The organism is Serratia sp. CY71090, from assembly GCF_052166845.1.
GTDB classification, from domain to species: Bacteria; Pseudomonadota; Gammaproteobacteria; order Enterobacterales; family Enterobacteriaceae; genus Serratia; species Serratia nematodiphila.
In genome coordinates, this window is sequence record NZ_JBJNOA010000008.1 from 71340 (window position 1) to 89249 (window position 17910).

General features: G+C 63.5%; 19 protein-coding genes and 1 riboswitch. Of the genes, 15 read left to right on the plus strand and 4 right to left on the minus strand.

The window, feature by feature from the left end:
• Positions 1–5 precede the first annotated feature (5 nt).
• The 12 genes from ACJ8OK_RS15845 (at position 6) to gutQ (ending at position 11386) form a co-directional block, all read left to right on the plus strand.
• Positions 6–1295: an MFS transporter gene (locus tag ACJ8OK_RS15845; RefSeq protein ID WP_015378745.1), complete on the plus strand. Its 1290-nt coding sequence runs from the start codon at positions 6–8 to the stop codon at positions 1293–1295.
• A 52-nt stretch (positions 1296–1347) separates the two neighbouring features.
• A complete protein-coding gene (locus ACJ8OK_RS15850; protein WP_261441102.1) occupies positions 1348–2853 on the plus strand; it encodes a mannitol dehydrogenase family protein in 1506 nt (501 codons plus the stop codon).
• Positions 2834–4165 carry an MFS transporter gene (locus ACJ8OK_RS15855; RefSeq protein WP_048325252.1) on the plus strand — a complete coding sequence of 444 codons (1332 nt, stop codon included), beginning with the start codon at positions 2834–2836 and terminating at the stop codon, positions 4163–4165. The genes ACJ8OK_RS15850 and ACJ8OK_RS15855 overlap by 20 nt, the downstream gene beginning before the upstream one ends.
• A gap of 98 nt (positions 4166–4263) precedes the next feature.
• Positions 4264–4950 (plus strand): GntR family transcriptional regulator, encoded by a 687-nt coding sequence (locus ACJ8OK_RS15860; protein ID WP_004941533.1) that lies wholly within the window; start codon positions 4264–4266, stop codon positions 4948–4950.
• Between the two features lie 205 nt (positions 4951–5155).
• Positions 5156–6205: a class I fructose-bisphosphate aldolase gene (fbaB, locus tag ACJ8OK_RS15865; protein WP_033632372.1), complete on the plus strand. Its 1050-nt coding sequence runs from the start codon at positions 5156–5158 to the stop codon at positions 6203–6205.
• 236 nt (positions 6206–6441) lie between these two features.
• Positions 6442–6990 (plus strand): PTS glucitol/sorbitol transporter subunit IIC, encoded by a 549-nt coding sequence (srlA, locus tag ACJ8OK_RS15870; RefSeq protein ID WP_033632371.1) that lies wholly within the window; start codon positions 6442–6444, stop codon positions 6988–6990.
• 15 nt (positions 6991–7005) lie between these two features.
• Positions 7006–7986, plus strand: coding sequence for a PTS glucitol/sorbitol transporter subunit IIB (gene srlE / locus ACJ8OK_RS15875; protein ID WP_033632370.1), 981 nt, complete (start codon positions 7006–7008; stop codon positions 7984–7986).
• 22 nt (positions 7987–8008) lie between these two features.
• Positions 8009–8371, plus strand: coding sequence for a PTS glucitol/sorbitol transporter subunit IIA (srlB, locus tag ACJ8OK_RS15880; protein WP_442530676.1), 363 nt, complete (start codon positions 8009–8011; stop codon positions 8369–8371).
• A gap of 10 nt (positions 8372–8381) precedes the next feature.
• Positions 8382–9161 carry a sorbitol-6-phosphate dehydrogenase gene (gene srlD, locus ACJ8OK_RS15885; RefSeq protein WP_015378751.1) on the plus strand — a complete coding sequence of 260 codons (780 nt, stop codon included), beginning with the start codon at positions 8382–8384 and terminating at the stop codon, positions 9159–9161.
• A 47-nt stretch (positions 9162–9208) separates the two neighbouring features.
• Positions 9209–9565 (plus strand): transcriptional regulator GutM, encoded by a 357-nt coding sequence (gene gutM / locus ACJ8OK_RS15890; protein WP_033632369.1) that lies wholly within the window; start codon positions 9209–9211, stop codon positions 9563–9565.
• A gap of 83 nt (positions 9566–9648) precedes the next feature.
• Positions 9649–10422 (plus strand): glucitol operon DNA-binding transcriptional repressor SrlR, encoded by a 774-nt coding sequence (srlR, locus tag ACJ8OK_RS15895; protein ID WP_015378752.1) that lies wholly within the window; start codon positions 9649–9651, stop codon positions 10420–10422.
• The gene (gene gutQ / locus ACJ8OK_RS15900; protein WP_049278613.1) at positions 10415–11386 is read left to right on the plus strand and encodes an arabinose-5-phosphate isomerase GutQ; all 972 of its coding nucleotides are present in this window, start codon (positions 10415–10417) and stop codon (positions 11384–11386) included. The genes srlR and gutQ overlap by 8 nt, the downstream gene beginning before the upstream one ends.
• A gap of 39 nt (positions 11387–11425) precedes the next feature.
• Here the strand turns inward: gutQ and ACJ8OK_RS15905 are convergent, their stop codons facing one another.
• From ACJ8OK_RS15905 to ACJ8OK_RS15920, 4 genes are all read right to left on the minus strand, one after another.
• Positions 11426–11884 carry an inhibitor of vertebrate lysozyme family protein gene (locus ACJ8OK_RS15905; RefSeq protein WP_033632367.1) on the minus strand — a complete coding sequence of 153 codons (459 nt, stop codon included), beginning with the start codon at positions 11882–11884 and terminating at the stop codon, positions 11426–11428.
• An 84-nt stretch (positions 11885–11968) separates the two neighbouring features.
• Positions 11969–12769, minus strand: a complete 801-nt coding sequence (gene thiD, locus ACJ8OK_RS15910) for a bifunctional hydroxymethylpyrimidine kinase/phosphomethylpyrimidine kinase (protein WP_442530677.1) — start codon at positions 12767–12769, stop codon at positions 11969–11971.
• Positions 12769–13560, minus strand: coding sequence for a hydroxyethylthiazole kinase (thiM, locus tag ACJ8OK_RS15915; protein WP_442530678.1), 792 nt, complete (start codon positions 13558–13560; stop codon positions 12769–12771). The genes thiD and thiM overlap by 1 nt, the downstream gene beginning before the upstream one ends.
• A 35-nt stretch (positions 13561–13595) precedes the next feature.
• Positions 13596–13692, minus strand: a riboswitch (TPP riboswitch).
• A gap of 91 nt (positions 13693–13783) precedes the next feature.
• Positions 13784–14398 (minus strand): TetR/AcrR family transcriptional regulator, encoded by a 615-nt coding sequence (locus tag ACJ8OK_RS15920; RefSeq protein ID WP_085058814.1) that lies wholly within the window; start codon positions 14396–14398, stop codon positions 13784–13786.
• Positions 14399–14615: 217 nt separating this feature from the next.
• Here ACJ8OK_RS15920 and ACJ8OK_RS15925 point away from each other — a divergent pair, with 217 nt between their 5' ends.
• The 3 genes from ACJ8OK_RS15925 to ACJ8OK_RS15935 are packed head-to-tail and all read left to right on the plus strand — an operon-like array spanning position 14616 to position 17896.
• Entirely contained in the window at positions 14616–14879 is a 264-nt protein-coding gene (locus tag ACJ8OK_RS15925; RefSeq protein ID WP_442530679.1) for a YtcA family lipoprotein, read from the plus strand.
• A gap of 10 nt (positions 14880–14889) precedes the next feature.
• A complete protein-coding gene (gene mdtN, locus ACJ8OK_RS15930; protein ID WP_082997550.1) occupies positions 14890–15927 on the plus strand; it encodes a multidrug transporter subunit MdtN in 1038 nt (345 codons plus the stop codon).
• Positions 15928–15931: 4 nt separating this feature from the next.
• Positions 15932–17896, plus strand: coding sequence for an FUSC family protein (locus ACJ8OK_RS15935; RefSeq protein ID WP_442530680.1), 1965 nt, complete (start codon positions 15932–15934; stop codon positions 17894–17896).
• Positions 17897–17910 lie beyond the last annotated feature (14 nt).

The following is a 17910-nucleotide window of genomic DNA, read 5'->3' on the forward strand; positions in this document are numbered from 1 at the left end:
GCTTTATGTTTAAAAACCTGCGTTGGACCATCGTGTTCCTGCTGTTCATGGTCTACATGATCAACTACCTTGACCGCGTGGCGCTGTCGATCACCGTGCCAATGATCGAACAGGATCTGATGCTGAACGCCGAACAGTTCGGTCTGATCTTCGGCAGCTTCTTCTTCGGCTACGCCATTTTCAACTTCGTCGGCGGGCTGGCGGTCGACCGCTTCGGCCCGACGCTGGTGCTGGGCGTGGCGGTCGGCCTGTGGTCCATCTTCTGCGGCATGACGGCGATCGCCACCGGTTTTTACTCAATGCTGATCCTGCGCGTCCTGTTCGGCATGGCCGAAGGGCCGATCTGCGCCTCGGCCAACAAGATGATCAACGGCTGGTTCCCGAAGAAACAGGCGGCGACCGCCGTGGGCCTGCTCAGCGCCGGTTCGCCGTTGGGCGGCGCGGTGGCCGGGCCGATCGTCGGCTATCTGGCGCTGGCGTTCGGCTGGCGGCCGGCGTTTATGATCATCTGCGCCATCGGCATCGTCTGGATGCTGGTGTGGTTCTTCGTGGTGGCGGATAACCCGGCGAAAAGCCAACGCGTCAGCAACGAAGAACGGGCGCTGATCGCACGGTTGAAACAGGAAAATCTCGGTGAGGAAAGCGCCTTGAGCGACGCCCCGCACGGGCTGGGTTACTACCTGAAGCAGCCGATCATTCTGGTCACCGCCTTCGCCTTCTTCTGCTACAACTACATCCTGTTCTTCTTCCTGAGCTGGTTCCCCTCGTATCTGGTGCAGGCGCACAACCTGAACATCAAAGAGATGAGCCTGACCACGATGATCCCGTGGATCGTCGGCTTCGTCGGGCTGGCGCTCGGCGGCTATATTTCCGACAAGATCTTCAACATCACCGGTAAATTGCTGCTGTCGCGCAAGATCGTGCTGGTCACCAGCCTGCTGGCGGCGGCGGTGTGCGTGGCGTTGGCGGGCACCGTCAGCAGCGTGGTGCCGGCGGTGATGCTGATGTCGGTGTCGATCTTCTTCCTCTACATTACCGGCGCTCTCTACTGGGCGATCATCCAGGACGTGGTGCATAAATCCCGGGTCGGCGGCGCCAGCGGGTTCATTCATTTGATCGGCAGCGTCTCCGGCATCATCGGGCCGATCGCCACCGGCTACATCGTGCAGAACACCGGCAAATTCGACAGCGCCTTTATGCTGGCGGGCGGCGTCGCCGCGCTGGGCGCGCTGCTGGTGCTGCTGGTGATCAAGGCGCCGCGCGCAACGGCGGGCGTGCAAATCTTAAAACCCTAACGCCAGACGGGGCGGCTTCGCCCCTTTGCTTACCTCTCCAGGGACATTGAACATGAGACTTTCCGACCACAGCGCGCTGCCGGCCGCCGTTATCCGGCCCGGCTACGCACGTGAGCGCGTGAAACCGCGCATGGCGCATATCGGCTTCGGCGCGTTTCACCGCGCGCACCAGGCGATGTACGCCGACAGGCTGGCCAGCGAGCACGGCAGTGACTGGGGCTACTGCGAAATCAGCATGCAGCACGGCCGGCAAAAGATCGCCGATCTACGGCAACAAGACCTGCTGTTCTCGGTGGCGGAGATGGACGACGACGGCTGGCGGGGCCGGGTCATCGGCGTGGTGCGCCAGGCGCTGCACCTGCAAACCGACGGGCTGGCGACGGTGCTGGCGGCCCTGACGCAGCCCGAGATCGCCATCGTCTCGCTGACCATCAGCGAAAAGGGCTATTGCCACCACCCCGCCAGCGGCCGGCTGATGGCGGAACACCCGGCGATCGCGCATGATATCGCCCACCCGGCACGGCCGCAGTCGGCGCCGGGGCTGCTGCTGGCGGCGCTGCGCCTGCGCCGTGAACGCGGGCTGCCGCCGTTCGCCGTGATGTCCTGCGATAACATGCCGGCCAACGGTCGGGTCACGCGCCAGGTGCTGGTCGAACTGGCGCAGCGGCAGGATCCGGCGCTGGCCGACTGGGTGCGTCAAGAGGTCGCCTTCCCTTCCACCATGGTGGATCGCATCGTGCCGGCGGTAACGCCGGAGACTCGCCGGCAACTGCGCACCTGGCTGGGCGGCGTCGAAGATGAGGTCGGCGTGGCCTGCGAGCCGTTCAGCCAGTGGGTCATTGAGGACCGATTTCCCCAGGGGCGCCCGGCCTGGGACAAGGTCGGCGCCGAACTGGTGAGCGACGTGCTGCCGTACGAGGAGATGAAGCTGCGCATGCTGAACGGCAGCCATTCGTTTCTCGCCTACCTCGGCTACCTGGCCGGTTATCAGCACATCGGCGACTGCATGCAGGATGCGGATTTTGTCCGCGCCGCCCGTCACCTGATGCTGGCGGAACAGGCGCCGACCCTGCAGGTGCCGAACGTCGATTTGGCGCAGTATGCCGACTCGCTGCTGCAGCGTTACCGCAACCGCGCGCTGAAGCACCGCACCGCGCAGATCGCCATGGACGGCACGCAAAAGCTGCCGCAACGGCTGCTGGACGCGATCCGCTGGCATCTGGCGCGCGGCAGCCGCTTCGACTGCCTGGCGCTGGGCGTCGCCGGCTGGATGCGCTACGTCGGCGGCCGCGATGAGCAAGGCGCGCCGATCGCCATCAGCGATCCGCTGCGCGAACGCCTCGCCGCGTTGGTCGCCGGCAGCGAGGAAGGCCGGCCCCGCGTTCTGGCGCTGCTGCAACTCGACAGCGTCTTCGGCCGCGATCTGCCCGATTCGCCTGACTTCGTCCACGCTGTCAGCCACGCTTATCACCAACTGCTGAGCCTGGGGGCCAAAGCCGCCGTCGCCGCTCTGCCGCTTACCGACCGGGAGGTTTCCGATGACCGTCACCACGCATAATGCCGTCAATACCGGCAATCAACCGCTGCTGCGGCGCGTCGCCAGCGCGTCGGCCATCGGCACCGCCGCCGAATACTATGATTTCTTCGCCTACGGCACCGCTGCGGTGCTGTTCTTCGGCCAGCTGTTTTTCCCCAGCGCCGATCCGCTGATCAGCACGCTGGCGGCCTTCGCCACCTACGCGGTCGGTTTCCTGGCGCGCCCGCTGGGCGGCATCGTGTTCGGCCATATCGGCGACAAAGTCGGCCGCAAGAAGGCGCTGGTGATCACCATCCTGATCGTCGGCCTCGGCACCTTTTGCATCGGCCTGCTGCCTACCTATGAGCAGATCGGCATCTGGGCGCCGATCGCGCTGATCTTTATCCGCGTGCTGCAGGGCTTCGGCGTCGGCGGCGAACAGGCCGGCGCGGTGCTGATGACCGCCGAATACGCGCCGCCGCCGCGGCGCGGTTTCTACGCCAGCTGGGTGCAGATCGGCGCGCCTGCCGGTTTCCTGCTGCCGTCCGGGCTGTTCGCGCTGCTGACCGCCGTGCTGTCGCCGGCGCAGATGCTGGACTGGGGCTGGCGCATTCCGTTCCTGCTCAGCCTGCTGCTGGTGCTGGTTGGGCTGTTTATTCGCCTGAAGATCGACGAATCGCCGGTGTTTACCCAGATCCGCGCCACCAAAGCGGTGGAGAGCCGGCCGGTGGTGGAAGTGGCTCGCCGCTATCCCGGCCTTATCGCCAAAGGGGTGTGCGCCAAGCTGATCGAAGCCTGCGCCTTCGCCATGTTCACCGTGATCGTGCTGGCCTACGGTAAGGCCAACCACCTCAACGAAAGCATTTTGCTGGAGGCGATGATCGTGGCGGTGCTGCTGGAGATTTTCGCCATTCCGCTGATGGGCCGCCTCTCCGATCGGCTGGGGCGCAAACCGGTTTACATCGCCGGCGCGCTGCTGCAGGTGGTGTGCATCGTGCCGTTCTTTATGGCGATCAACCTCGATAATTTCTGGGTGACGCAGATCGCCATGATCGTGGTGCTGACCTTCGGCCACAGCATGTGCTACGCGCCGCAGGCCTCCTACTTCCCGGAGCTGTTCCCCACCCGCGTGCGCTGCAGCGGCATCGCGCTGATCTGGCAGATCGGCTCGCTGATCGGCAGCGGCATTCTCGGGCTGCTGGCGGTGAAGATCCTGCAGGTGACCGGCGGCCATTACTACGGGCTGGCCGGTTACATGATGGTGCTGGGCGTGGTGTCGGCCCTCGGCCTGAGCCTGATGCCGGAAACCGCGCCAGAGCGGCGCAAACAGGAATATCAGGATTGGCATCACTGAGTTCCCCTGCCTGGCGGGTGGATTTATCCCCCCGCCCTCAACCAATAATCTGCTAGTATGGTGGCATTCGAATTCCAGCCAGATGCCTGATTGTCGCCATGTCTGAAACGTACAGTCTCACCAACAACGTCCCGGTCAACCAGCAGATCTATCGCTTCCTGCGCAAAGATATCGTCGACTGCACCATCCCCCCCGGCACCCTGCTGTCCGAGAAAGAGATCTCCACTCGCTTTTGCGTTTCGCGCCAGCCGGTGCGCGAAGCCTTCATCAAGCTGGCGGAGGCCGGCCTGGTGCAGATCCTGCCGCAGCGCGGCACCTTTGTGATGAAGATTTCCGCCAAGCGCGTGGCCGACGGGCGCTTTATCCGTCAGGCGGTGGAATGCGCCATCGTGCGCCGCGCGGCCGAGCGCGCCACTCCGGCGCAGCTGATGACGCTGGAGCATAACCTGCACCGTCAAGAGCTGGCGGCGCAGAACGGGCAAACGCGCGAATTTTTGGCGCTGGACGACGAGTTCCACCAGCTGCTGACCCAGTTTGCCGACTGCCCGCTGGCGTGGGAGACCATCGAAACCATCAAGGCCACCATGGATCGGGTGCGTTTCCTCAGCCTGAGCGAAGTCTCGCCGCCGGAGAGCCTGATCAAGCAGCACTACCGCATCTACGAAGCGCTGAAAGCGCGCGATGCCGAGGCGGCGGAGCGCGCCATCCACGATCATCTGCAGGAGATGATCTACTCCATCACCCCGATCGCCCAACAGAATACCGCGTGGTTCGAGATCGAATAATCAATCGCTTAGCGCGCCGGGGGCGATCGCCCCCGCGTATTTGGCCACGCAAATGGCATTTCCTCTCAATCGCATCTATTGTTTGTCCTTGCCGGAGCAAGTTCGGTAGCATCGCTTTACAGCTTCAATCACCGCTTTTTACTGCGCCGGTGGTCAAAAACCCTTGCATTGCCGGTGTATGAAGAAGCTTAATCGGGAGTGAATCATGACTGATATTGTGCAGTTGCTAGGAAAGGAAGCGGAAGATCTGCTGCAACACCGCTGTGCCACTATCCCCGCCGAGAATCTCTACCTGCCGGGCGCCGACTTCGTCGACCGCGTAATGATCGATAACAACCGCCCCAACAGCGTGCTGCGTTCGATGCAAACCCTGTTCAACCACGGCCGCCTGGGCGGCACCGGTTATCTGTCTATCCTGCCGGTCGACCAGGGCATCGAGCACTCCGCCGCCGCCTCGTTCGCCGCCAACCCGCTGTATTTCGATCCGAAGAACATCGTCGAGCTGGCGATTGAAGCCGGCTGTAACTGCGTCGCCTCCACCTACGGCGTGCTGGCGTCGGTATCGCGCCGCTATGCGCATAAAATTCCGTTCCTGGTCAAACTCAACCACAACGAAACGCTGAGCTACCCGACCCAGTACGACCAGACCCTGTACGCCAGCGTCGAGCAGGCGTTCAACATGGGGGCAGTGGCGGTCGGCGCCACTATTTACTTCGGCTCCGAGCAGTCGCGCCGCCAGATCGAAGAGATCTCGATCGCCTTCGAGCGCGCGCATGAGCTGGGCATGGTCACCGTGCTGTGGGCCTATCTGCGCAACCCGGCGTTCAACAAGGACGGCGTGGACTACCACTCCAGCGCCGATCTGACCGGCCAGGCCAACCACATCGCCGCCACCATCGGCGCCGACATCGTCAAACAGAAAATGGCGGAAAACAACGGCGGCTACCGTGCGGTGAAATTCGGCTATACCGACGATCGCGTCTACACCAAGCTGACCACCGATCACCCGATCGATCTGGTGCGCTACCAGCTGGCCAACTGCTACATGGGCCGCGCCGGGCTGATCAACTCCGGCGGCGCCGCCGGTGAGAACGATCTGCAGGAATCGGTGCGCACCGCGGTGATCAACAAACGCGCCGGCGGCATGGGCCTGATCCTGGGGCGTAAAGCCTTCAAGAAATCGATGAAAGACGGCGTGGCGCTGATCAACGCCGTGCAAGATGCCTATCTGGACAAGAAGGTCACCATCGCCTGATGTGACGGACCGCCTGTCCCAAAGCCCGGTTCGCCGGGCTTTTTTGTGCCCGCTCCCCTTAACCCGACGCTGCCAACCTTCTCTTTCTTTCACTTTAAACTTTCAAAATAAAATATTTATCTTTCAAATTGTGATCTATTTAAAACAAATAGCCCAACAAAGTGACTACTGTAAGGCCCATGGCGACAGAGCCGCCGTTCGCTCCAGGCCATAACAGTCCATTACAGGAGAACATAATGATTGAGCTAATCACCCACGGCGCCGAGTGGTTTATCGGCCTGTTTCAGAAAGGCGGTGAAGTGTTTGTCGGCATGGTGACCGGCATTTTGCCTTTGTTGATCAGCCTGTTGGTTATCATGAACGCGCTGATCAAATTTGTTGGCCAGGAACGTATCGAACGATTGGCGCAGCGCTGCGCGGGCAACCCCGTCTCGCGTTATCTGCTGCTGCCGCTGATCGGCACCTTTGTCTTCTGCAACCCGATGACCCTCAGCCTGGGGCGTTTCATGCCGGAGAAATACAAGCCGAGCTACTACGCGGCGGCCTCCTACAGCTGCCACTCGATGAACGGCCTGTTTCCACACATCAACCCCGGCGAGCTGTTCGTTTACCTCGGCATCGCCAGCGGCCTGACCACCCTCGGCCTGCCGCTCGGCCCGCTGGCGGTGAGCTATTTCCTGGTGGGGCTGTTCACCAACTTCTTCCGCGGCTGGGTCACCGATCTGACCACCAGCCTGTTCGAACGCAAGATGGACATCCGTCTGGATCGCCAGGTGCAACTTTAATTCGTGGAGTGCAGCATGAGTGCTTATATCCGTATTGAAAAAGGCGCCAGCGGCTGGGGCGGCCCTTTGGAACTGCCGATCGAACCCGGCAAAAAAGTGGTGTACATCACCGCCGGCACCCGGCCTTCCATCGTCGATCGCCTCAGCGAATTGACCGGCTGGCCGGCCGTCGACGGTTTCAAAGAGGGCGAGCCGCCGGCGGAAGAGATCGGCGTGGCGGTGATCGACTGCGGCGGCACCCTGCGCTGCGGCCTGTACCCGAAACGCCGCATTCCGACGGTCAACATCCATGCCACCGGCCAGTCCGGCCCGCTGGCGCAGTTTATCCTCGAAGACATCTATGTCTCCGGCGTGCGCGACCACAACATCAGCCGAATCGAAGCGGCAGATAGCCAACCCGCCGCCGCCGATGCAGCGCCGCCCAAGGCGCGCGACTACGACACCAGCAAGAAGATCACCGAGCAAAGCGACGGGCTGCTGGCGAAGGTCGGCATGGGCATGGGATCGGTGGTGGCGGTATTTTTCCAGGCCGGGCGCGACACCATCGACACCGTGCTGAAGACCATCCTGCCGTTTATGGCGTTCGTCTCGGCCTTGATCGGCATCATCATGGCCTCCGGCCTCGGGGACTTTATCGCTCACGGCCTGACGCCGCTGGCCAACAGCCCGATCGGCCTGGTGACGCTGGCGCTGATCTGTTCATTCCCGCTGCTGTCGCCGTTCCTCGGCCCCGGCGCGGTCATCGCCCAGGTGATCGGCGTGCTGGTCGGGGTGCAGATCGGCCTTGGCCATATTCCGCCGCAGCTGGCGCTGCCCGCGCTGTTCGCCATTAACGCGCAGGCCGCCTGCGACTTTATTCCGGTCGGCCTGTCGCTGGCGGAAGCCAAACAGGACACCGTGCGGGTCGGCGTGCCTTCAGTGCTGGTCGGCCGCTTCCTGACCGGCGCGCCGACGGTTCTGATCGCCTGGGCCGCCTCGGCCTTCATTTATCAATAATGTGATCCCCAGGGAGACGTTTATGCACACCATTTTTCACACCACCATCACGCAGATCGGCGGCTGCGCCCGCGACGCGTTGCTGGACAACATGCTGATCACCTTCCGTGAAGGCGCCCCGGCGGATATCGAAGAGTTCTGCTTCATCCACCGCCACGGCGCAACCGCCGGCGAGCTGCAGGTCGGCAGCGTGATGGAACTGGCGCAGCAGCGCTACGCCATCACCGCCGTCGGCAGCGTCGCCACGCAGAATCTGCGCGAGCTGGGCCATATCACCGTGCGCTTCGACGGCGAAGCCGAAGCCGAATTTCCCGGCTCGATCCACGTTTCCGGCCCGACGCCGACCGATATCCCGTTGGGCAGCACGCTGTCATTTATCGCATAAGGAGTAGACCATGTCTGAAGTAGCTGTAGTGATTGGCGGCGGCCAAACGTTAGGCGCCTTTTTGAGCCACGGGCTGGCGCAGGCCGGCTATCGGGTGGCGGTGGCCGACCTGAACGCCGACAACGCCAGTCTGGTGGCACAGCAGATCAACGAAGAGTACGGCACAGGCAGCGCCTGCGGTTTTCAGGCCGACGCCACCGACGAGCAGAGCGTGATCGCACTGGCGGCGGCGGTTGACCGGGCGTTCGGCCAGGCCAACCTGCTGGTGTACAGCGCCGGCATCGCCAAGGCGGCGCCGATCACCGATTTCCCGCTGGGCGACTTCGACCGCTCGCTGCAGGTGAACCTGGTGGGCTATTTCCTCTGCGCCCGCGAGTTCTCGCGCCTGATGATCCGCGACGGCATCGCCGGGCGCATCATCCAGATCAACTCCAAGTCCGGCAAGGTCGGCAGCAAGCACAACTCCGGCTACAGCGCCGCCAAGTTCGGCGGCGTGGGGCTGACGCAGTCGCTGGCGCTCGATCTGGCGGAGTACGGCATCACCGTGCATTCGCTGATGCTCGGCAACCTGCTGAAGTCGCCGATGTTCCAGTCGCTGCTGCCGCAGTACGCGCAAAAACTGGGCATCGCGCCGGATCAGGTGGAGCAGTACTACATCGACAAGGTGCCGCTGAAGCGCGGCTGCGACTACCAGGATGTGCTGAACACCCTGCTGTTCTACGCCAGCGATAAGGCCTCTTACTGCACCGGCCAATCGATCAACATCACCGGCGGCCAGGTAATGTTCTGACGCCACCGGCGCCCCCTTCCATGGAAGGGGGCGTAAGGAGAACCCCCATGACACAAGCTCTGATCGCCTTCGCGCTGCTGGCCTGGCTGCTGCAAATCGCCTTCGGCTGGTGGCAACTGCAGCGCTTCAACCGCGCCTTCGACGGTTTATGCCGGCTGGGCGCCGTCGGCGTCGGCCGTTCCGGCGGCCGTTTCCGCCCGCGGGTGGTGCTGGCGCTGGCCTTCGACGCCGATCGGCGGGTGTGCGGCAGCCTGTTGCTGCGCGGCCTGACCGTTTTCGCCCGGCCCCGCCCGCTGTCTCATTTACACGGATTGCATCAGCGGGATTTGCGCCCGGATGTGATCTTCCCCGAGGATCGCGCATGCCAGTCTGCACTATCGTTAGCGATTGAACCCAAATCGTGATATTTTCACATTAAAAGACATTACCTTTCATAGTGAATTATTCAGCGAGGGGAAATGCCCAACTCTTGTGAACGGGAATCGCGATGAAACCAAAGCAGCGGCAGGCCGCTATCCTTGAATATCTGCAGCGGCATGGCAAAACGGCAGTGGACGCCCTGGCCGAGCATTTCTCCACCACCGGCACCACCATCCGCAAGGATCTCACCCTGCTGGAAGAAGAAGGCGAGGTGATCCGCACCTACGGCGGCGTGGTGCTCAGCCGCGACGACGGCGATCAGCCGATCGACCGCAAAACCCATATCAACACCGAGAAAAAACGCCAGATCGCCAGCGCCGCCGTGGCGCTGATCGCCGACGGCGACTCGCTGATCTTCGACGCCGGCAGCACGGTGCTGCAGATGGTGCCGCACCTGGCGCAGTTCAATAACATCACGGTGATGACCAACAGCCTGACCATCGTCAACGCGCTGGTGGAGCTGGACAACGATCAGACCATCCTGATGCCCGGCGGCACCTACCGCAAAAAATCGGCCTCGTTCCACGGCAGCCTGGCGGAATCGGCGTTTCAGCAATTCAGCTTCGACAAGCTGTTTATCGGCGCGGACGGCGTCGATCTCAACGCCGGCGTCACCACCTTCAACGAAGTGCACAACGTCAGCAAGGCGATGTGCGAAGCCGCCGGCCGCATTATTCTGTTGGTGGACTCCTCGAAATTCGGCCGCAAGAGCCCGAACGTGGTGTGCGAACTCAGCGCTGTCGACACGCTGATCACCGACCGAGACATCAACCCCGATTATCTCGCCGCCCTGCAGGCGAAAGGAATCAATATCCTTCTGGTAGGAGACCCCGATGAGTAACGCCAACGCCCTGCTCGCCTTCGCCCGCGAAACGCTGGAGATCGAGCTGACCGAAGCGCAGCGCCTGCTGGCGCGCCTGGATGACAATTTCGTCTGCGCCTGCGAGCTGCTGCTGAACTGCCGCGGCAAAGCGGTGATTTCCGGCATCGGCAAGTCCGGCCATATCGGCAAGAAAATCGCCGCGTCGCTGGCCAGCACCGGCACGCCGTCGTTCTTCGTGCATCCGGCGGAGGCGCTGCACGGCGATCTCGGCATGATCGGCGCCGACGACGTGGTGGTGTTCATCTCCTACTCCGGCCGCGCCAAAGAGCTGGACTTGATCCTGCCGCTGCTGGCGGAGAACGGCATTCCGGTGATCGCCATCACCGGCGGCAAAGAGTCGCCGCTGGCGCAGGCTGCGGCCTGCGTGCTGGATATCGGCGTTGAGCGCGAAGCCTGCCCGATGGGGCTGGCCCCCACCTCCAGCGCGGTCAACACCCTGATGATGGGCGACGCTCTGGCGATGGCGCTGATGCGCCAGCGCGGTTTCAACGCGGAAGACTTCGCCCGCTCGCACCCGGGCGGCAGCCTGGGCGCGCGCCTGCTGAACCGCGTGCATCACCTGATGCGCACCGGCGATCGCCTGCCGCGCGTGAGCGAAAGCGCCAACGTGATGGAGGCGATGCTGGAACTGAGCCGCACCGGGCTGGGGTTGGTGGCGGTCTGCGACGCGCAGCAGCGTGTGGTGGGCGTATTTACCGACGGCGACCTGCGCCGCTGGCTGGTGAAGGGTAATAGCCTGCAGGATCCGCTCAGCCCGGCGATCACCCGCCCCGGCTATCGGCTGCCGGAGCAGTGGCGCGCCGGAGAGGCGCTGGAAGCGCTGCACGAACAGCACATCAGCGCGGCCCCGGTGGTCAACATGGACGGCGTGCTGGTGGGGGCGCTCAACCTGCACGATCTGCATCAGGCCGGCATCGGCTGATCAACGCCGGGGGCGCCGGCAGCGGCGCCCCCGGTCAGATTATTTCCAGTCGGGATTGTTCTCGAACTGCTGCTTCAGCAGCGCCTTCATGTCTTCATCCGGCTTGCCGAGCCACTGGTACTTAGCATATTTCTTCGGATGATCGACGGCTTCCGGCCGCTCTTCCACCTCGACCCGCACGCCCCAGGCCTGGGATTTATCCGCGCTGAACGCCACGATCAAAAAGTTGTTGCCGCAGTCGTGCGGTTTGCACAGGTTGCCGACCAGATACTCTTTGCCTTTCCAGTTCAGATTCTGCGCCGGCGTAGAGGTGCCGACGCCCTTGCGCGCCCAGCCCGGCATCCGCGCCTGGCCTTTGACCATGTTTTGCCAGCTGGCCTGATACCCCGGCTGCTGAATCAAATCCGATGTGGTGACGATCTGCTGGGCAAAGCTGCCCGCGCTGAAGCTGAGCAGTGCGCCGAAGAGGGCGCAACGCAGCGCCTGGTGTCCCGTCATAGTCCTTCTCCCTAGGTTAAATCAGGTTTCGCCCGTAAAACCGGGCCTGAACCAGTCAGACCACGGTTGCGGCAAAAAGTTGACTCACCACCAGGCGTGAAAATGATGCACCGGCCCAATGCCGTGCCCCACTTCCAGCGTATCCGCCTGTTGCAGCGCTTGTTGCAGGTAGTCTTTGGCGGCGGCCACCGTGGCCGCCCAGTCGGCATGGCGCGGGCGCAGCGCCGCCAGCGCGGCCGAGAGCGTGCAGCCGGTGCCGTGGGTGTGGCGGGTAGCGACGCGCGGCGCGGTAAAGCGCTGCTCGCCTTCGGCGGTAAACAGCCAGTCCGGGCTCTCGCTTTCGCTCAGGTGGCCGCCCTTCATCAGCACCGCCCGGCAGCCCATCGCGAGCAGCGCCCGCCCCTGCTCGCGCATCTGCGCTTCATCTTCCGCCGGCGCGCACGCCAGCAGCGCCGCCGCTTCCGGCAGGTTCGGCGTAATGATCGACACCAGCGGCAACAGCTCGCGCCGGATAGACGCCACCGCCTCCGGCACCAGCAACGGATCGCCGCTTTTCGCCAGCATCACGGTATCCAGCACCACGAATTCCGGCCGGTAATGGCGCAGGCGTTCGGCCACCGCCTGCACGATGTCGGCGTTGGCCAGCATGCCGATCTTGACGCTGTCGATGCGCACGTCGCTGAACACCGAGTCCAGCTGCGCGGCGACGAACGCCGGATCGATGTAATACACCGACTGCACGCCGCGGGTATTCTGCGCCACCAGCGCAGTGATCACCGAGGTGCCGTAAGCGCCGAGCGCCGAGAAGGCCTTCAAATCGGCCTGAATGCCGGCGCCGCCGCTGGGATCGGTGCCGGCGATGGTCAGCGCGTTAATGCGTTTCATCACAGATCCTCCCCGCGCAGCTGATACAGGGCATCGAGGAACGCCGGCGTAAAGCTGCCCGGCCCGGCGGCCTGCCTGGCCGCGAGGCCGCCGCAGTGTGACATCACCCGACAGGCGGTCGCCACGTTGTCCAGGCGATCGCCCGGCAGGGCGCAAAACGCCGCCGCCACCGCCGACAGCGCGCAGCCGGTGCCCACCACCCGCGTCATCAGCGGGGAGCCGCCTTCGATCGCCCAGTCGCGTTGGCCGTCAGTGACATAATCCACCGCGCCGGTGACCGCCACCACCGCGCCGCTGCGCTGCGCCAGCTCACGCGCGGCGGGCAATGCCGCCAAGGAATCGTCGCCGCTGTCCACGCCGCGGCCGCTGGCCAGCAACCCGCTGAGCGCCATGATTTCCGAGGCGTTGCCGCGTATCGCCGCCGGTTTTTCGACCAGCAGCTGTTTGGCGAAGGCGGTGCGGTAGGAGAGCGCGCCGACCGCCACCGGATCCAGCGTCCAGGGCTTGGCGGCCTGATTGGCGGCGGCCACCGCCGCCCGCATCGATTCGGCGCGCAGCGCATTGAGGGTACCGACGTTGATCAGCAGGCCGTCGGCCAGCGCGCTGAACTGCGCCGCCTCTTGCGGCTCCACCACCATCGCCGGGGAGGCGCCGAGCGCCAGCAGCACGTTGGCGGTCAGCGACTGCACCACTTCGTTGGTCAGGCAGTGGATCAGCGGAGGCCGCTGTTGGAATTGGGTCAGACAGGCCGCGGCGCGAGCGCCGGGTAGTGCATCAGGTCGAGCGATCATATTCCTCCCAACCGGCGTTCAAGAAGGCGGCGCCGGCTGGGCGGCCGTGACTTCCCTACGCTGGCATTATCCAGATCAGGTAATACGGGTATTTCTCAGCCTTCACGCAGAAGGACACCCCGAGTCATGAAAATCAATAGGTTGTGATCAACACTGCGTTAATCCCTGCAGGGGATCATGCCAGCGGCGGCGCGGACAAACAAGCGATTAAATTGGCTCGCGCCTAAGCGATGCTTCCCTCTTTTCCCGCCAGATACAGGCTCAGCACGCCGGGCAGCTCCACCAGGGTGAACGCCACGCTCTGCGGCGCCGTTTTGAAGATGTGGTGCAAGGTGCCGGCCACCAGGCTTTGCAACAGCCGGGTTTGCTGCAGGATCTCCGCTTCAGCGGTCTCGGGGCGGCGCAGCTGCAGCACTCGGGCGATCAGCGCCAGGAAGCTGGACTTTTCATCCGGCAGGTTCATTTCCCGCATCACCGGCAGGTAGTCGGCGTGCTCGCGCAGGTACTGCGCATAGGGTGAAAACAGCCGCTGGATCACCTCTTCAGCGGAGAGGCGCCGCCACTCGTCGTCGCTGGCCAACGCCATGTCGCGCACCAGCGCCTCGATCGATTCGGTGTGCCGATCCGCCAGCGCCTTGATCACCGCGTGGCGATCGGGGAAAAAGTGATACATCGAGCCGATGGAGGTTTTGGCGTGCTTGGCGAGCCACTGCATGCTGAGCGCCGCCAGCCCGTCCTGCGCCACGATCGCCGCCGCCGAATCCAGAATGGTTTGTACGCGTTGCCGCCCTCTTTCCTGCTGCGGCTCTCGCCCGGTGATGTGTTCGTCGATTTGCATATTCGTTTCTGCCCGCTGTCATCAACGCATTATACCCATTTGCCGCCGCGAAGGCAGGGTGACACAAAAAACTAGATTAACTCCTCTAGTTTGAAGTAGAGTATTCATTCTAGTTTCTCCTTGCGCAAGCGTGGGGAAGACAAACAGTGACCTCACTCACTGAAAAAGAGTCATTCCATTCGGCCCGTCGACCAAGCCAATCGCCAGAGAACGCCCTATGCCCGACAAAAAACTGCTTATCACCTGCCTGACCGCGCTGCTGCTCACCGGGTGCTCACCGGCACCGTCCATGGTGGTGTTCGGCGCTTCATTCCCCGACTGGCTGTTTTGCCTGTGCGGCGGCGTGGCGGGCATGGTGGCGATCCACCTGCTGCTGCGCATCCCGGAAAAACGCGCCTGGCTGGCGCCGCAGCTGCTGACGTATCCGGCGCTGACCGCGCTGATCGCCATGCTGACCTGGTTACTGGTTTTCCCCCACTGAGACTGACGCCATGACCCAACCACAAACCTCCAACAAGCGCAGACTGCTGGTGCTTACCATCCTGGCGTTGACGCTCATCGTGGCCGCCGTCGTCGTCTGGCGGGTGGAAAACGCCCCCACTACCGACGATGCCTACGCCTATGCCGACACCATCGACGTAGTGCCGGAGGTGAACGGCCGCATCGTCGAGATGCCGATCCGCGACAACCAGGAAGTGCGGCAAGGCGATCTGCTGTTCCGCATCGATCCGCGCCCTTACCAGGACGCGCTGGCGGCCAGCGAAGCGCGCCTGATCACGCTGAATGAACAGATCAAACTGACGCAGCGTTCGGTCAACGCACAGCAGTACAACGCCGAATCGATGAACGCCATCGTCAAACGCTCGCAGGCGCTGGTGGCGCAGGCGACCGACACCCTCAACCGCCGGCAGAAGCTGCTCGGCAAGAACTACGTTTCGGCGGAAGAAGTGGAAACCGCCCGCACCTCCCAGCGCTCGGCGCAGGCGGAACTGCAGGCCGCATTGCTGCAGGCGAAACAGGCGGAAGCCGCCGTCAGCGGCGTCGAAGCCCTGGTCGCGCAGCGCGCCGAAGTGCAGGCCGACATCGCCATCGCCAAACTGAACCTGGAGTTCACCGAGGTGAGAGCGCCGTTCGACGGCCGCATCGCCTCCCTGAAAACCACCGTCGGCCAATATGCCTCCAGCACCAAACCGGTGTTCACGCTGATCGACACCCGCCACTGGTACGTGGTCGCCAACTTCCGCGAAACCGACCTGAAAGGCGTGCATCCCGGCGTGCCGGCCACGCTGTATTTAATGAGCGACGCCGGCCAGACCTTCAGCGGCAAGGTGGAGTCGGTCAGCTACGGCGTGCAGCCCGACGACGGCGGCACCGTGCTGGGCGGGCTGCCCAACGTGTCGCGCAACATCAACTGGGTGCACGTTTCTCAGCGCTTCCCGGTCAAGATCGCGGTCGAGGCCCCCAACCCGGCGCTGTTCCGCGTGGGCGCTTCGGCGGTGGCCAAGCTGAACCTGCGCCATGAAGAGTAAAACGATGTCTCGCGGCTGGCTGTCCCAGTTGATCGACGAGCTGCGCCCTTCGGACAGCCGCATCAACCTGGTGATCCGCGCCCTGCTCTCCAGCGCGATCGCCATCGTGATCTCGCAGACGCTGCAGGTACCCTGGCTGGCGCTGTCGCTGATCGCTGTCTTCTTTATCACGCAGTCCAATATCGTGATCACCCGCGCAATCGGCATCCTGTTCTTCGTCAGTTCCACGCTGGCGATCGGCGCCGCTATCCTGGTGCTGAAGTTCACCTACGACTACCCGATGCTGCGCATCCTGCTCTCCAGCGCGCTGTTTTTCCTCAGCGTGTTCCTGATGCGGGTGACCAAGGTTGGGGTGCTGTTCTTCCTGATGGCGCTGGTGGTGATCTACACGCAAAGCTTTGTCGATCTCACTCCGCAGGCGGAAGTGGTGATACGGCTGGTGCTGTGGGTATGGGTGGCGATCAACTACGCCATCCTGCTCACCCTGATCGTCAATACCCTGCTGCTGCCGGCCGAACCGCTGAAACAGCTAAAGGGCCGGATGAACGCGGTGTTGGACGAAACCCGCGCTATGTTGGCCAACGGCGGCGAGACGCGCGATCTGAGCGCCATCTCCCAGCACGCCACCGAGCTGCATAAGCTGCTGCGCTTTTCGGTGATGCGCAGCGATCGCTGCCGCGCCAACGAGCCCGGTTATCTGGCGCTGATCACCCTGGTGTTGCAGCTCAATATCCTGGCCTACCAGCTGCCGCCGGCTTTCGGCGCGGCCGCGCATCAATTGGCGCAAGAGATAGACGCCGCCTGCCGCGCACTGCAAACCGCGATAAGCCACGACAGCGCGCTGCGATTTTCCGTCGCGATCGCCGGCAGCGACGATCCGCAGGTGCCGGCGCCGCTCAATGAAATGGCCGGCCTCCTGCAGGTCTACGCCAACCGCAGCGACTACGCCGACGCCCTGCAGGCCGCGCCGCCGCCAAAAGTGCCCTTCTTTACCCCTGACGCCCTGACCAACCCGGTTTACATCCAGTTTTCGTTGAAAACGCTGCTGACCGTGCTGGTCGCCTACGTGTTTTATACCGCCGTCGATTGGTCCGGCATTCATACCATCATGCTGAGCTGCCTGATCGTGGCGCAGCCCAGCCTCGGCGCCACACAGCGGCGGGCGCGGCTGCGTCTCGGCGGCGCGGCGATCGGCAGCCTGCTGGCGCTGATCTCGGTGGTGTGGATCATGCCTCACCTCAACAGCCTCGTCGGCTTGCTGCTGCTGACGCTGCCGGTGATCGCCCTCTCCGCCTGGATCGCCGCCGGCTCCGAGAAAATAAGCTATGCCGGGGTACAGATCCTGTTCACCTTTTCCCTGGCGCTGCTGGAAAGCTTCGGCCCGGTCACCGGACTGACCGAGATCCGCGATCGCCTGATCGGCATCGTGCTGGGGGTAGGGTTCGCCACCTTCATTCACGCCACGCTGTGGCCGGAATACGAAGGGGAGTCACTGCGGCAGCAGGTTGCCAACGTGCTGCGGGAACTGTCGCGCTTCCTCGGCGGCGAGAACACAAACGCCATCGGCATCTGGCAAAAGATCGAGGGCTGCGAAGCGGTGGTGGCCCGGGTGACGCTGGAGCCCACCTGGCAGCTGGCGGACGACAACCATGAAAGCTTCACCCGGCATATACAACTGATCTTTAACCAGACGCGCAGCCTGTTGCTGACCAGCGAAAAGCTCAACACCTATCTGGCAGGCGGCGGCGCGGCGCTGTCCGCGCAGGAACGCCAGGCGCTGATCGAGGTGCAACATCAGGGCGGGCGCGTTCTCGCCGAGTATGCGGCGCAGCTTTCCCGCGCGCCGCAAGCGTTGCGGGCGCCCGACTTTCATCCACCGTTGGCCGCCCTGCACGCCGACACCGTGCGCCATCTTGCTCAGGAGCTGAGCGACGGAGTCAATCGCCTGCCCGCCTGGGGCGACGCCTAGCATTTTCCGTTTGT

Coding starts and splice junctions, on each gene's coding strand:
- ACJ8OK_RS15845 (WP_015378745.1), top strand. CDS start 6: ATGTTTAAAAACCTGCGTTGGACCATCGTGTTCCTGCTGTTCATGGTC.
- ACJ8OK_RS15850 (WP_261441102.1), top strand. CDS start 1,348: ATGAGACTTTCCGACCACAGCGCGCTGCCGGCCGCCGTTATCCGGCCC.
- ACJ8OK_RS15855 (WP_048325252.1), top strand. CDS start 2,834: ATGACCGTCACCACGCATAATGCCGTCAATACCGGCAATCAACCGCTG.
- ACJ8OK_RS15860 (WP_004941533.1), top strand. CDS start 4,264: ATGTCTGAAACGTACAGTCTCACCAACAACGTCCCGGTCAACCAGCAG.
- fbaB (WP_033632372.1), top strand. CDS start 5,156: ATGACTGATATTGTGCAGTTGCTAGGAAAGGAAGCGGAAGATCTGCTG.
- srlA (WP_033632371.1), top strand. CDS start 6,442: ATGATTGAGCTAATCACCCACGGCGCCGAGTGGTTTATCGGCCTGTTT.
- srlE (WP_033632370.1), top strand. CDS start 7,006: ATGAGTGCTTATATCCGTATTGAAAAAGGCGCCAGCGGCTGGGGCGGC.
- srlB (WP_442530676.1), top strand. CDS start 8,009: ATGCACACCATTTTTCACACCACCATCACGCAGATCGGCGGCTGCGCC.
- srlD (WP_015378751.1), top strand. CDS start 8,382: ATGTCTGAAGTAGCTGTAGTGATTGGCGGCGGCCAAACGTTAGGCGCC.
- gutM (WP_033632369.1), top strand. CDS start 9,209: ATGACACAAGCTCTGATCGCCTTCGCGCTGCTGGCCTGGCTGCTGCAA.
- srlR (WP_015378752.1), top strand. CDS start 9,649: ATGAAACCAAAGCAGCGGCAGGCCGCTATCCTTGAATATCTGCAGCGG.
- gutQ (WP_049278613.1), top strand. CDS start 10,415: ATGAGTAACGCCAACGCCCTGCTCGCCTTCGCCCGCGAAACGCTGGAG.
- ACJ8OK_RS15905 (WP_033632367.1), bottom strand. CDS start 11,884: ATGACGGGACACCAGGCGCTGCGTTGCGCCCTCTTCGGCGCACTGCTC.
- thiD (WP_442530677.1), bottom strand. CDS start 12,769: ATGAAACGCATTAACGCGCTGACCATCGCCGGCACCGATCCCAGCGGC.
- thiM (WP_442530678.1), bottom strand. CDS start 13,560: ATGATCGCTCGACCTGATGCACTACCCGGCGCTCGCGCCGCGGCCTGT.
- ACJ8OK_RS15920 (WP_085058814.1), bottom strand. CDS start 14,398: ATGCAAATCGACGAACACATCACCGGGCGAGAGCCGCAGCAGGAAAGA.
- ACJ8OK_RS15925 (WP_442530679.1), top strand. CDS start 14,616: ATGCCCGACAAAAAACTGCTTATCACCTGCCTGACCGCGCTGCTGCTC.
- mdtN (WP_082997550.1), top strand. CDS start 14,890: ATGACCCAACCACAAACCTCCAACAAGCGCAGACTGCTGGTGCTTACC.
- ACJ8OK_RS15935 (WP_442530680.1), top strand. CDS start 15,932: ATGTCTCGCGGCTGGCTGTCCCAGTTGATCGACGAGCTGCGCCCTTCG.